Origin of the sequence: Sediminicola luteus (assembly GCF_040566555.1) — a bacterium.
Taxonomy (GTDB): Bacteria; Bacteroidota; Bacteroidia; order Flavobacteriales; family Flavobacteriaceae; genus Sediminicola.
In genome coordinates this window covers 16729-30377 of record NZ_JBEWYP010000008.1, presented here as the reverse complement: position 1 = coordinate 30377, position 13649 = coordinate 16729, and the positions used below count along the sequence as shown (strand labels likewise).

Genomic DNA, 13649 nt, shown 5'->3' with positions numbered 1-13649 from the left:
CATGACCGTAAAGAAAATTTCCGTTGGCTAATTTTTTGTGTAATTTTGTTTAACAAACTTAAGTAAAAAATCAGTTTGCATTCCTAAAAACATATCAACAGTGCTACATGGCAATCATTACGTTAACAACTGATTTTGGACATAAAGATCATTTTATTGGAGCAATTAAGGGCACTATCTACAGTGAACTCGATGATGCCAGAATTGTTGATATTTCGCATTCTATAAGTCCCTTTAATATACAGGAATGCGCCTATATTCTAAAAAATTCCTATAAAACTTTTCCGAAAGGAACCATACATATTGTTGGTATCGATTCAGAAGAAACCCCAGAAAATCAGCATATTGCGGTCTTTGTGGACGGTCATTATTTTATTGTGGCCAACAATGGAGTACTTGGTTTGATCATTTCAGAAGTACTACCAGACAAAATTGTTGAGATCAGTTTGCCGGATACTGGGCAGACCTCATTTCCTGTAATGGATGTCTTTGTTAAGGTGGCATGCCATATAGCCCGTGGAGGGACCCTGGAGGTTGTTGGTAAATCATTTGATCAACTGCGGGATCTTAAAGAATTCACACCAATTGTATCGGATAATCTCAAAACTATCACTGGGCATGTGATATATATTGATAATTATGGCAACGTAGTTTCCAACATTCAAAAAAGCCTATTTGAAGCCTACCGCAATGGTCGAAAATTTGAATTGAAGGCCAGAAACAAAAAGCTGACCGTAATTCACAAAAAATTTAGTGATATCATAAATTTTGATTTGGACAAAAATCAAAGAAAAGGCCCCGGAGATCTTCTGGCCCTATTTAATTCCTCAGAATATATAGAATTAGCCATCTACAAGAGTGACCTCAATACCGTTGGAGGCGCTTCTACCCTACTGGGACTTGACTATAGGGATACCATTACCATAAACTTTATTTAAATGTTCGTACGAATAGTAAAATTGACCTTTAAAAAAGAAAATATTGCTAGTTTTGAGCAAATTTTTGAAGATTCAAAAAAATTGATTAGAAACGTTGAAGGGTGTACCTTTTTAGAGTTATTGCAGGATAAAGATCACCCTAACATCTTTTTCACCTATAGCTATTGGCAAACGGAAGAAAATTTGGACAATTATAGGAATTCAGAGCTATTCAAAAATATTTGGGGACAGACAAAAGCATTGTTTGCTGAAAGAGCTGAGGCTTGGAGTGTGGATAAGAAAGTTACATTAAACTGATTACAAGGGTATGTTAGCCATATATAAAAGGGAAGTACAAGCATTTTTTACGTCGCCAATTGGCTATTTGGTCATAGGGCTTTTTTTGGTTTTAACGGGCCTTTTCCTATGGGTCTTCAAAGGGCCTTTCAATATCCTGGATTATGGGTTTGCCGATTTGGATAAATTTTTTCTTCTTGCCCCATGGGTGTTTCTTTTTCTGATCCCCGCGATAACCATGAGAAGTTTTTCAGAAGAGATTAAATTGGGCACTTTGGAACTGCTGTTTATTAAACCCATTCCCCTTTCACATACAGTCATCGGTAAATTCTTGGGTACCCTTACGCTGGCCATCATCGCCGTTATTCCGACATTCCTATATGTATACTGTGTTTCTCAATTGGGTACAACTGTTGGCAACTTGGACATGGGCATTGTTGTTGGCTCCTATTTTGGCCTACTCTTTTTATTAGCTAGTTATATCTCCATTGGTCTATTTACGTCAACACTGACCGAAAATCAAATCGTTGCTTTTATCTTGGGTATTGTTCTTTGCTTTTTCCTTTTTTATGGATTTGAAGGTATTGCCACTGTGATATCGGATGGAGAACTATCCTTGTTCATCCAGAATTTAGGGATGAAGGCACATTTTACCAATATTTCCAAAGGCGTACTGGATACTAGGGATTTTATTTATTTCTTAAGTATCTGCCTTTTTTTCCTCTACCTAACGGTGGTGCAACTAAAAAACCGAAATAGATAATGCAAAAATCTTTTTTATCTATTGGCAAGGCAATTCTAGCATTGGTGGTCATCAATGTAATAGGCCATTATATTTATACCCGTTTTGACCTTACCGAGGACAAAAGGTATACGTTATCCCAACCAGCTATCTCTTCCGTGCAGGATTTTGAAAATCCCGTTATCATTGATGTGCTTTTAGACGGTAACCTACCCCCAGAATTCATTAAACTCAAAGGAGAGACCCAACAACTTCTAGAAGAGTTTGCCTCTGAAAACAAGAACATAAAATTCAACTTTGTCAACCCTCTAGAAGAAGCGGAAGAATCGGAAAACATTATTGCAGAACTTAGAAAATTAGGGCTAACCCCTGCAAACGTAACCATAGAGGAAAACGGCAAAGTGTCCCAGGAAATAGTATTTCCATGGGCCATGGTCAACTATAACAATACCACAATAAAAGTTCCGCTCTTAAAAAATAAATTGGGTGCCACTACGGAAGAACGCGTAAACAATTCCGTTCAGCATTTAGAATACGCTTTTGCCGATGCCTTTGTAAAACTCAATATAAAGGAAAAGAAAAGAGTAGCCATAATCAAAGGAAATGGGGAATTGGAGGATATTTATATTGCAGATTACCTTACGACGATACGGGACTACTACAACATTGGCGCCATCACCTTGGATTCCGTTGCCAGCAATCCCCAAAAGGTTTTGGATCAATTAAAGGGATTTGATTTGGCCATTATTGCCAAACCAACCCAAGCCTTTACCGATGCCGAAAAGTATGTTTTGGATCAATATATTGTCAATGGCGGTAAATCCATTTGGTTGATCGATGAGGTAGCCATTGAACTGGACAGTCTTTTTAATGAGAATGGTAGCGCTTTTGCAATGGAGCGAAATTTGAACCTCAATGATTTTTTCTTCAAATATGGGGTTCGTATCAATCCGGTATTGATCAACGACCTATATTTCACCCAGATTGTCCTCGCATCGGGAGAAGGCAATCAATCAGAATACAACCCTGTTCCCTGGTACTACAACCCTATGGTCTTTTCTAGGAACAATCACCCCATAAACAATAATTTGGAGGCTGTTAGATTCCAGTTTGCCAATAGCATGGACACCTTGCCCAACCCTTATAAAAAGACCATTTTATATTGGAGTTCGCCCTTATCTAAGACCGAAGGCACGCCAAGGGAAATAAATCTAAATACCATAAATACCCCTCCTAAAAAGGAAAGTTACAATAATGGAAACCAGCCATTGGCAGTTTTGATTGAAGGTGAATTTAAATCGGCCTTTTTAAATAGAGTGAAGCCCGTAGCGTTGAAAGGGACCATGGAAAAAGGAGAGGCAAACAAAATGCTTGTCATTGCCGACGGAGATCTAATCAAAAACCAAGTTAGAAATGGAAGACCGTTGGAATTGGGTTATGACAAATGGACAAACAACTATTTTGGAAATAAAGAATTCTTGGTAAATAGTATCAATTACCTTTTAGATGACAATGGACTTATAAACATTAGAAATAAAAAGGTGACAATCCCCTTTTTAGACGAGAAAAAAATTGTGGAGGAGAAAAGCAAGTGGCAATATATAAACATTGGGCTTCCCGTAGCTTTGATCTTACTTTTTGGATGGCTTTTCAACGCCTACAGAAGGAAAAAATACGGCACTTAAGTGTTAATAAGTTTGTTTTCTTTAAAGGCGCAATTAAAATACCTTTGTTTAAAGTATTTTTAAACCCAAAATTCTGGATTGGTAACTGTATTTTGCCCAAAAATGTATATTTTCGGGGGCGTCTTATCAAGATGGAGTTTCGACATTAAAATAATATAACTAATGAAATTTATAGTATCCAGTACTTATTTACTAAAACAATTACAGGTTTTGGGAGGGGTTATCAATAATAGCAATACACTTCCCATATTGGATAATTTTTTGTTCGATCTTGATCAAAACAAACTAACCGTTTCTGCCTCCGATTTGGAAACTACCATGAGCTCTGTTTTGAACGTAGACTCTGATAGTGTCGGAACGATTGCGGTTCCTGCAAAGCTATTGTTGGAAACCCTGAAAACTTTTCCAGAACAGCCTTTGACCTTTGTTGTTGAAGATAACAATACGGTAGAGATAAGTTCCAATCACGGAAAATATGCCTTGGCCTATGCCGATGGAGCAGAATTCCCAAAAGCGGTGGAACTTTCCAATCCTAGTTCAACTACCATCATTGGTGACATTTTGGCTACGGCCATCAATAAAACCATCTTTGCAGCTGGAAATGATGACCTTCGTCCTGTAATGAGCGGGGTGTTTTTTCAATTCTCTCCAGAAAATCTAACTTTCGTTGCTACAGATGCCCATAAATTGGTAAAGTACCAACGTGCAGATGTTACAGCTTCCCAAGTGGCGGAATTTATTATGCCTAAAAAACCATTGACCCTTTTGAAGGGAATATTGGCCGGAAGCGAGACAGATGTTACTATTGAATACAATGATAGTAATGCTAAATTTTCCTTTGACCAAACGGAGCTTATCTGTAGGTTGATAGATGGTAAGTATCCCAACTATGATGCAGTGATCCCGAAGGAAAATCCCAACAAATTAAGTATTTCAAGAAATCAGTTTTTGAGCTCTGTAAGAAGGGTTTCCATATTCTCTAACAAGACAACGCACCAAATACGTTTAAAGATTGCTGGTGCCGAATTAAATATATCTGCAGAAGACATAGACTACAGTAACAAAGCTGAAGAGCGTTTGACTTGTTCTTATGCCGGCGATGATATGCAAATAGGTTTCAATTCCCGTTTTCTGGTAGAAATGCTCAACAATCTAACATCTGATGATGTTTCCCTTGAAATGAGCCTTCCAAATCGTGCAGGAATCTTAACGCCTGTAGATGGACTGGATGAGGGTGAGCATGTTACCATGTTGGTAATGCCGGTTATGCTTAATAGCTAGTTCCTAAATTTATAGAATTAAAAAAGCCACATTTTTTTATGTGGCTTTTTTTATTTGTAGATAAGGCTAAACGAATTTAAAACTTAAAGGATAATAAGGTGTCTCTCCATTATTTGCCCTCACCGCATTGATAATCGGGAAAACGAACCCTATGATCCCTACTGCTAAAAAGCCTAATAGCCCGAGCCCGAAAAGCAATATCAAAGGGATACTGATGAGGATATAAATAAAGAGGCTTATTTGAAAATTGATTATTGCCTTTCCATGTTCATCCATATTCATGACCTTATCTTTTTGGGTAAGCCATAAAACCAAGGGAACAATAAAACCCCCACATCCTGTGACCAAATCCAATAATTGGGTCAAATGGGTGATCACTAAAAGTTGTCTGTTTTCTGCTTGCATGATTTGATTATTTTATGATTGATGTGCTTATTGGACGCACTTCAATAACAAATGTTACAAGGAGATGCATTAATCTGCTTCAAAGGCCCACCTTTACAGCTTTTTTCGAAGCTTTCTTAGTTTCTCCTTATCCTTTTCAATATCCAGTTTTAACTTTTGAATTTTATCTTTTATCTTTTTTATTTCATTGGGAGACAAATCTCCTTTCCTCTCCCCTTTGAATAATTTCTCTTCCAATTTTATGATCTTCTTTTCATCATTGGAAATTGATTTTTCCTGAGAAGCAATATCACTTTCTAGCTTTTTTAGTTCCTTCCTTTCCTTTTCAGCTTTCTTTTTCTCTTTTTCAGCCTTCTTTTTCTCCTTTTCGGCTTTTTCCCTTGCCTTTTTTGCCTTCACCTCTTCCCTTTCGGCTTTTTCCACTTTCTTTTTCACTGCTTCGAGCTCCTTGGCCTCTTGTTCCATTTTGGCAACACTGTCCAATGGTGTTTTCGTTTCTTGTCCATACACATTGCCAAAAGATGCAATACAAAGGACTACTAGTACAAATAAAAATCGTTTCATAACGGTTAATAGTAAAAAGTTAGACTATACTTAAGATACGAAATATTACCCATTACAAATAAGAAAATAAAGGGAATATTCGATGGCGAAATGTAGGCAGACAATCTCACCAAGAAGCCTCTTATACTCCCTATTTTCCGTATTTTTGCCAAAAAGCAAGGGATATGATTCCAAATGATACCATAATAGCATTAGCAACAGCCTCCGGTGCAGGAGCCATAGCGGTTATCCGCGTATCCGGCAAGGATGCAATTGCTATTTCCGCTCCTTTGTTCCGATCAATAAGGGGTAAGGATCTGGCCACGCAAAAAAGCCATACTGTCCATTTGGGTCATATTATGGATGGGGAACGTACCATAGATGAAGTGTTGGTGACCATCTTCAAAGGTCCCAATTCCTATACGGGAGAACATGTTATTGAGATTTCTTGCCATGGATCACCCTATATACAGCAACAAATAATTCAATTATTCCTTAGAAATGGATGTAGGACTGCAAATGCAGGGGAATTTACCCTTCGTGCTTTTCTGAACGGAAAATTGGATTTGAGTCAGGCCGAAGCGGTTGCCGATCTTATTGCTTCAGACAATGAGGCAAGCCATCAAATAGCCATGCAACAAATGCGTGGAGGTTTTAGCAACGAAATAAAACGACTGAGGGACGAGCTGCTCAACTTTGCTTCATTGATTGAACTGGAACTCGATTTTGCTGAGGAAGACGTAGAATTTGCAGATAGGAATCAGTTTACAGCATTGGTGGACCGCATCCGAGAAGTGCTCAAAAGGCTTATCGATAGTTTTGCCGTTGGGAATGTCATAAAAAATGGAATTCCAGTCGCCATTGTAGGGGAACCCAACGTGGGCAAGTCAACCTTATTGAACGCTTTATTGAACGAAGAGAGGGCCATTGTCAGTGAGATAGCCGGAACCACCAGGGATACCATTGAAGATGAAATTTCTATTGGAGGCATCGGTTTTCGATTTATCGATACGGCCGGTATACGCGAAACTGTAGATATTGTAGAGAGTATAGGTATAAAAAAGACCTTTGAAAAAATTGAACAGGCGCAAGTAGTCATTTATTTGGTAGATGGGATACAAGTAATTAGCGATGAAAATCGATTAGCTTTAATCAAGACTGAACTGGAAAAGATTCGCAATAAACATCCACAAAAACCACTGCTTTTCATCATCAATAAAGCAGATCAAATATCCGATGCACAGCAATCCAAGATTGCCGCGGAATTACCTTCTGCCCTATTCCTTTCTGCCAAGACCGGGGAAGGGATAGAAAGACTTACCACGGAGCTACTCAATTTCGTGAATACAGGGGCTTTAAAAAACAATGAGACCATTGTGACCAATACAAGACACTACAATTCCCTTTTAAAAGCTCTAGAAGACATAGAAAGGGTGAAGGAAGGGATCGATATGGGTATTTCCGGAGACCTTATGGCCATAGATATCCGCCAAGCCCTCTACCATTTTGGTGAAATCACTGGTGAGATTACTTCTGACGATTTACTGGGTAATATTTTTGCCAATTTTTGTATCGGAAAGTGATAAAGAATCTCCGGGACATACTGTTGCTCAACATTTACGAGTAACATGGATATGGCAAATATTAATCCTATATCAAACTAAATTTTATGGCGGCAGCCTTTCTTAATTTTGCCTTCCTAAGCAAACTAATTAGAAAGTAGGGAATTTTAAACCAGCAAGTCCCTTTTTAGAAGTTAGATACCTCATCCTATTAAAATTTTCACCTACTTAAGCTAACGTGTGAAAAAATATAAGATTAGCAAAATCCAAAAAAAATGAATATTTCTATTTGGGTCAGAATCAATTTATTTATCGATATCGATAATTTCAAAAATTAATTGTTTCTACTTTTATAGTACTATTACATTATCTCCATCACATTATTAAAAAAGATAAAATGCTATGCAAAAAATTATTAGGGCACTCTTGGCCGGCTGGGGAGCCAAAAAGATCGGAGGAGGAAAATGTGGATGTATTGGGGTTGTCGTGGTATTTCTAATTCTATACTGGCTTTTGGGATACGTATTCAACTAGAACTCTTATCTTATGTGGCTAACCTATGGTTACAAGTGTATATCGTGTCTGGCAGGGGTAATCAAATCCACCCCTATTTCTTATCAAAAATTTATTATAGAATCGCAATCAATTAATCATTACTCAATTGGTTTGTAAGGTCTAACCTTTTTAATTCCAAACCGTAAACCTAAATGTTACCACAGACCATTTATATGATTATACAGTGTTGATATGTAGTTTATTAAAAATTTATTATGACATTAAATGAGGGTTGTTGGGAGTTAATTAATTTGGGTAGGAAGTCTACTTGTGTTAAACCCTCCAATTTTTATAGAAAATTGAATAATCCAAACTATTATAGTTGTCGTTGAATAGGTTACTCATAAAATGATATTCTCTTTTTAAAATCCCACCTCTTATAAGGCAATCATAAAAGGTTAATTCTCTGAGTTTAATTATATTCATAGATTTGGAATTGGTATATTGAGTTAATACATCAAATCTACTCATGCGCAATATTAATTAATATTCTTAATCCCGTATCGGCAAATAATTTTAAAAAAGTCATATTACAAAGCTGATAATTTTGTAAATTCAACACATTCATTCACTTACACCTTCACTATGGCCAATTACAGTCTAAAAATCAACGGAAAAACGGAGCAAATTGATATAGATCCTACCACGCCGATGCTCTGGGTATTGCGTGACCATTTTAATTTGGTCGGCACCAAATACGGTTGTGGCATTGCACAATGTGGTGCCTGTACCATACACCTTGGTGATACTGCCGTACGATCCTGTCAATTGCCCGTGTCGGCAGTAGGCGAACAGCAAATTACTACCATAGAAGGACTTTCCGAAAACGGGGACCATCCTGTACAAAAAGCATGGGTGGAAGAAGATGTATATCAATGTGGCTATTGTCAAGCTGGCCAGATCATGAACGCCAGTGCATTTCTGAAAAAGAATCCTAATCCCACCGATAAAGAAATTGAGGTTGCCATGAACGGAAATATTTGTCGCTGTGGTACGTACTTACGTATCAAAAAGGCCATCAAAACTGCCGCCAGTTCTGAAAACGCTTAAACATTCCAGGTACACCTAAAAAGAAAAAATCATGACTCACATTAAAACACAATATAATCGTCGTTCATTTATTAAGGTATCCGCTGCTGCCGGTGGGGGTATGCTCATAGGATTTAGCTGGCTCAACGGATGTAAGCCTAATACTCCCGAATTGGCAGAAGGTGTCGCGGTTCCAAAAGAATGGTTTGAAATAAATGGTTATATCAAAATAGGTGAAACCGGAATGGTCACCATATATTCTCCAAATCCGGAGATAGGTCAAAATATTAGGACTTCGATGCCCATGATTGTAGCCGAAGAACTGGATGTCCCTTGGGAAAATGTGGTTGTTGAACAAGCACCTCTTAATACAGGATGGTATCAAAATCAATTCGCTGGTGGAAGTCTTTCCATCCGATTGAGCTGGAATGCTCTACGAATGGCTGGTGCCACAGGAAGAAGAATGTTGATGGAAGCTGCGGCGAAGGAGTGGGGCTTAGAAGTCGCGGATCTGACAGCCAGTGAAGGAATGATAAAAGAAGCCAATGGCGAACGCTCCATTTCCTATGGGGAAATTGCCTCAAAAGCCGTGGGCATTGAAATTCCAGAAGAAGTTGAACTTAAGGCAGTAAATGATTTCAAACTGATAGGGACAAGTGTCAAGAATGTGGACGGGAAGAAAATTGTAACCGGTGAGCCCCTTTTTGGATTAGATTTCCACAGGGAAGGCATGCAACTTGCCATGATCCAACACCCACCCGCATTTGGTATGAAAGTTAAAGATTTTAATGAGGCAGAAATAAAAAGTATGCCCGGGGTAACTGATGCCTTTATTATAGATACCACTATTGCCGAACCAGGTGGTTTTGATGAACAAGGTTTTAAACACTTGATTGCCATTGTTGGAAAATCTACCTGGCAGTTGATGCAAGCCAAAAAAGCACTTAAAGCTAATTGGGAAACCAGTGGCGAATTAGAAAGTTCCGACACACACTTGAAACGATTGGAAAAAGCACTTGTTTCAGGAGAGGTAGTGGAGAGTAGAAAAGATGGCAATCCTGAAGCGGCCTTTAAAAGAGCGGCCAAAGTAATAGAAAGGACCTACAGTGCGCCTTTTATTGCTCATAACACTTTAGAGCCCATGAACTTCTTCGCCAATGTCACTGAAGATGCTGCAGAACTTATTGGTCCTACGCAAACTCCTGAAGCCCTAGAAGGCTCGGTTGCCAAATTATTAAACCTGCCCCTTGAGAATATTACGGTAAACATGACCCGTATTGGAGGAGGATTTGGAAGAAGGCTTTATGTACACTTTGGTGTTGAAGCCGCTGCTATTTCTAAAAAAATAGGTGGTCCGGTGAAGTTAATATATTCCCGAGAGGATGATATGACTCAGGGTACCTATCGCCCTACGTATAGATCTGTATACAAAGCAGGTCTTGATGAAAACAATAATTTGATCGCTTTTTCTGTTAAAGGCGCAGGCTTACCAGATGGTCCAATATTTCCGAATCGTTTTCCTGCAGGTGCCGTTGATAATTATTCGGCTGAAAAAATTAATGCTGAAACGAATGTCACTACTGGGGCATGGCGCGCACCTAGATCTAATTTTACAGCAGGTGCCGAGCAATCATTTCTTGATGAAGTAGCCGAAGCTGCAGGCAAAGATCCTATAGATTTCCGTTTAGAATTATTTGAACGGGCAATTAAAGACCCCGTAGGCGAAGAATATGAATATGATGCAGAACGATATGCCGGAGTATTGAAACTGGTGAAAGAGAAAGCCAATTGGGGAGAAACAAAACCTGAAATTTATAGAGGGGTAGCCGCTTATTTCTGTCACTCTACTTATGTTGCTGAAGTTTTTGATATGGTAGTGAATGACGGGCAACCGACTGTTCAAAAGGTATGGTGTGCCGTTGATTGTGGTATTGTAGTAAACAGGGATGCTGCAAAAAACATGATTCAAGGCGGTGTTATTGATGGCATAGGACATTCTATGTACAGCCAACTGACCTTTGAAAACGGAGCTCCCAATCAAATGAATTTTGACAAGTATCAACTGATTCGTCACTCCCAAGCCCCCAAGGAAATTGAAGTATTCTTTGTTGAAAACCAAATAGATCCTACTGGATTAGGAGAGCCTGGACTTCCTCCAGCAATTGGAGCATTGGCAAATGCCCTTTACAAGGTCACAGGACAGCGTCATTACCATCAGCCTTTTATGACAGAAAAACAGGTAGTGGGATAAGATGTATGGACTTGGTAAATTTTATTTTGACCTTAGTGAAGGTTAAATCTGTGAATTTATTCAGCAAATTTGGTTTCATAGATCGGCAATAAGATTGTAAAAAGTGTACCTCCAACGGAACTGGGTTTCATAAAAATCCGGCCGTGGTGCAGTTCAATGATCTTTTTACAATAGGCCAATCCAAGACCAGCCCCACTATCAGTATGAAATTTTTGCAATAACCCAAAAACATGGTCCTTAGAATTAGGGGGGAATCCTCTCCCATTATCTTCAAAACGAATTTGCACAAAATCAGTATAGCGGTAAGCATCCTCTACAGCCCAATAATAATTTTCAGTAATCAGGCTAGAGGAAATATGTATTGATAACGACCTTTCCTGTGATCTGAATTGGTAAGAATTTTTCAATAATTCCCTGAAGACCCTAGTAAGAAGATAGATATCCCCGTATACCTTTTTGACTTTCAACTGGCTGAGATCCGGTTTAATTTCACTGTTATTTATCCGTTCTAGGGCAGATTCGAATATATCTTCAAGATTCCCCTTACTTCCTTGTTTCATGCGATTTTCAAGGGAATGAAAACGCTGTAATTTGATTAAGAGTACCCGAGCGTCTTCTGATAGGCCGGACAGTTTGTGAAGGTAAAATTTCAATTTTGGATCCAATCCGTCCTTTTCGGACTTGTCCTCCAGTAGGCCTGCAAAAAGAATCATCTTTCTTAATGGTTCCTGCAGGTCATGGGAAAGGACTTTACTAAATTCTAAATGTTCAAAATTAATCCTTTTAAGATCCCGTAACTGTCTTTCCAGATTTTCCTGGTTACGTTCCAGACGAGAACGCATCTCTGAAAGTATTTCATTTTCCTTTAGAGCCTTCTCCGCGGTGGCTTTAGCTTCAATGATTCCTTTCTCGAACTTATTTCTTTTTGCGATATGAAGACCTACTGCTTGTATGTGTTGTTCCTCTTTCTCTTTTATTAATTCTAAGTTCATCAGGACAGGAAACTCATTTCCTGATTTAGATTTGAACGTAAGGAACATCTCATCAACACGCTCCTGCATCATTAGCATGGGCAGAAAATGAGTCTTATAAAAAATCTTGCTCCCTCCGGTCAGGATATCTTCCATCCGCATTTCTCCTACAACTTCCGAACAGTCATACTCAAGTTGCTTTAGAAATCGCGCATTGATTTGGGTAAGTGGTCCATCCACTGAATAAGTAAAAACGTAACAAGGGGGGTCTATATTCAATGGGTTGCTTTTCTACGGTTTGTTTATTAAGAATTGTCTATTGTAGCCAAGTATTTCTGCATACATTCTATTGTTTCCTGTGGGTGACTCATATGTGGACAGTGTCCAGTTGCATTCATATAATAGATCTCACTGTTCTCTAAGGTGTTATGAACATATTCACCAACTTTTTCTGAGGCAATGTCGTCTTCCTTGCACTGGAGCACCAGACTTGGCACTTTTACCTCGGATAGTTCTCTGCGGTTATCCGAGAAGAATGTAACCTTAGCAAAATTCCCTGTGATCTCTTTATCCATAGAACAAAAGCTTTCTTCCAGTTCTTGGGCAAGTTCGGGTCTTTCCTGATTCTTCATCACTACAGGGGCAAGGAAATTGGCCCATCCCACGTAATTGTTCTCCATCACCTCCATTAAACCGTGAAGATCCTTCTCCTCGAATCCACCGATATACCCATTCTTGTTGATATAACAGGCCGACGGACAAACTAGGATCATGGCACGGAACCTATCTTGATCTTGGATGGATGCCAACAAACCGATCATAGAACTTACAGAATGACCTACAAGGACCACATCCTCCAGGTCTAGTTCATGGCAAATTTCGAGAACATCCATTGCATAACCATATAAAGAGTTATACCGGTCTTCGCGATATTGGCTGATATCTGATTTACCACAACCCACATAATCAAAAAGCACAATTTTGTAATCCTTTTCGAATGCAGGAGTGACAAAACGCCACATACTCTGGTCACAGCCAAAACCATGGGCAAACATTAAAACCTGTTTACCATGGCCGATAATATTAACGTTATTACGCTTTAATACATCCATCCTAATGACTTTGATGTAAATATAAACCAATGAATTAATATCCTCAAAATCTTTAAAAAAAAAGATTAAACAAAATTGATTAAAAGTTTAAGGAAAAAAATTAACCAGAAACTCCTTTATGACCTCATAATGTCAATATTAAAGGAGATTTGAGCTAGTTCATTTATTTAGGAAAGGGTAATAGTAATTGATAAAAATTATACAAAATGTGATTTTTGTTTAAGTTTCTATTTAAAAAAGAACAAAGCAATAAATACATCGAAACCATACACCAGGAACTGATCTATCAAGTTTTATCA

13 protein-coding genes are annotated in these 13649 nt (G+C 38.4%); 9 read left to right on the top strand and 4 right to left on the bottom strand.

The features are described from left to right. Positions 1-107 precede the first annotated feature (107 nt). The 5 genes from ABXZ32_RS12905 (at position 108) to dnaN (ending at position 4922) form a co-directional block, all read left to right on the top strand. Positions 108-938 carry an SAM hydrolase/SAM-dependent halogenase family protein gene (locus ABXZ32_RS12905; RefSeq protein WP_354619094.1) on the top strand — a complete coding sequence of 277 codons (831 nt, stop codon included), beginning with the start codon at positions 108-110 and terminating at the stop codon, positions 936-938. Then, entirely contained in the window at positions 939-1235 is a 297-nt protein-coding gene (locus tag ABXZ32_RS12900; RefSeq protein WP_354619093.1) for a putative quinol monooxygenase, read from the top strand. A 10-nt stretch (positions 1236-1245) separates the two neighbouring features. After that, the gene (gene gldF / locus ABXZ32_RS12895; RefSeq protein WP_354619092.1) at positions 1246-1977 is read left to right on the top strand and encodes a gliding motility-associated ABC transporter permease subunit GldF; all 732 of its coding nucleotides are present in this window, start codon (positions 1246-1248) and stop codon (positions 1975-1977) included. After that, entirely contained in the window at positions 1977-3641 is a 1665-nt protein-coding gene (gldG, locus tag ABXZ32_RS12890) for a gliding motility-associated ABC transporter substrate-binding protein GldG (RefSeq protein ID WP_354619091.1), read from the top strand. Before gldF ends, gldG begins: the two co-directional genes overlap by 1 nt. A gap of 162 nt (positions 3642-3803) precedes the next feature. After that, positions 3804-4922, top strand: coding sequence for a DNA polymerase III subunit beta (gene dnaN / locus ABXZ32_RS12885; protein WP_354619090.1), 1119 nt, complete (start codon positions 3804-3806; stop codon positions 4920-4922). Positions 4923-4988: 66 nt separating this feature from the next. Here the strand turns inward: dnaN and ABXZ32_RS12880 are convergent, their stop codons facing one another. After that, positions 4989-5327 (bottom strand): DUF4870 domain-containing protein, encoded by a 339-nt coding sequence (locus ABXZ32_RS12880; protein WP_062053559.1) that lies wholly within the window; start codon positions 5325-5327, stop codon positions 4989-4991. A 93-nt stretch (positions 5328-5420) separates the two neighbouring features. Then, complete coding sequence (locus ABXZ32_RS12875; RefSeq protein WP_354619089.1) at positions 5421-5891, bottom strand: hypothetical protein; 471 nt, start codon at positions 5889-5891, stop codon at positions 5421-5423. Positions 5892-6055: 164 nt separating this feature from the next. Between ABXZ32_RS12875 and mnmE the strand changes: the two genes are divergently transcribed. From mnmE to ABXZ32_RS12855, 4 genes are all read left to right on the top strand, one after another. Continuing rightward, entirely contained in the window at positions 6056-7453 is a 1398-nt protein-coding gene (gene mnmE / locus ABXZ32_RS12870; RefSeq protein WP_354619088.1) for a tRNA uridine-5-carboxymethylaminomethyl(34) synthesis GTPase MnmE, read from the top strand. A 381-nt stretch (positions 7454-7834) separates the two neighbouring features. Next, complete coding sequence (locus ABXZ32_RS12865) at positions 7835-7966, top strand: hypothetical protein (protein ID WP_354619087.1); 132 nt, start codon at positions 7835-7837, stop codon at positions 7964-7966. A 606-nt stretch (positions 7967-8572) separates the two neighbouring features. After that, complete coding sequence (locus ABXZ32_RS12860) at positions 8573-9037, top strand: (2Fe-2S)-binding protein (RefSeq protein WP_354619086.1); 465 nt, start codon at positions 8573-8575, stop codon at positions 9035-9037. Positions 9038-9068: 31 nt separating this feature from the next. After that, complete coding sequence (locus ABXZ32_RS12855) at positions 9069-11267, top strand: xanthine dehydrogenase family protein molybdopterin-binding subunit (RefSeq protein WP_354619085.1); 2199 nt, start codon at positions 9069-9071, stop codon at positions 11265-11267. Positions 11268-11323: 56 nt separating this feature from the next. Here the strand turns inward: ABXZ32_RS12855 and ABXZ32_RS12850 are convergent, their stop codons facing one another. Then, on the bottom strand, positions 11324-12478 hold the full coding sequence (locus tag ABXZ32_RS12850; RefSeq protein ID WP_354619084.1) for an ATP-binding protein: 1155 nt from the start codon (positions 12476-12478) through the stop codon (positions 11324-11326). Positions 12479-12543: 65 nt separating this feature from the next. Then, positions 12544-13350 carry an alpha/beta fold hydrolase gene (locus ABXZ32_RS12845; RefSeq protein WP_354619083.1) on the bottom strand — a complete coding sequence of 269 codons (807 nt, stop codon included), beginning with the start codon at positions 13348-13350 and terminating at the stop codon, positions 12544-12546. Positions 13351-13649 lie beyond the last annotated feature (299 nt).

Bases quoted from the DNA above. Each gene is read 5' to 3' on its own strand.
- ABXZ32_RS12905 (WP_354619094.1), top strand. From the start codon at position 108: ATGGCAATCATTACGTTAACAACTGATTTTGGACATAAAGATCATTTT.
- ABXZ32_RS12900 (WP_354619093.1), top strand. From the start codon at position 939: ATGTTCGTACGAATAGTAAAATTGACCTTTAAAAAAGAAAATATTGCT.
- gldF (WP_354619092.1), top strand. From the start codon at position 1,246: ATGTTAGCCATATATAAAAGGGAAGTACAAGCATTTTTTACGTCGCCA.
- gldG (WP_354619091.1), top strand. From the start codon at position 1,977: ATGCAAAAATCTTTTTTATCTATTGGCAAGGCAATTCTAGCATTGGTG.
- dnaN (WP_354619090.1), top strand. From the start codon at position 3,804: ATGAAATTTATAGTATCCAGTACTTATTTACTAAAACAATTACAGGTT.
- ABXZ32_RS12880 (WP_062053559.1), bottom strand. From the start codon at position 5,327: ATGCAAGCAGAAAACAGACAACTTTTAGTGATCACCCATTTGACCCAA.
- ABXZ32_RS12875 (WP_354619089.1), bottom strand. From the start codon at position 5,891: ATGAAACGATTTTTATTTGTACTAGTAGTCCTTTGTATTGCATCTTTT.
- mnmE (WP_354619088.1), top strand. From the start codon at position 6,056: ATGATTCCAAATGATACCATAATAGCATTAGCAACAGCCTCCGGTGCA.
- ABXZ32_RS12865 (WP_354619087.1), top strand. From the start codon at position 7,835: ATGCAAAAAATTATTAGGGCACTCTTGGCCGGCTGGGGAGCCAAAAAG.
- ABXZ32_RS12860 (WP_354619086.1), top strand. From the start codon at position 8,573: ATGGCCAATTACAGTCTAAAAATCAACGGAAAAACGGAGCAAATTGAT.
- ABXZ32_RS12855 (WP_354619085.1), top strand. From the start codon at position 9,069: ATGACTCACATTAAAACACAATATAATCGTCGTTCATTTATTAAGGTA.
- ABXZ32_RS12845 (WP_354619083.1), bottom strand. From the start codon at position 13,350: ATGGATGTATTAAAGCGTAATAACGTTAATATTATCGGCCATGGTAAA.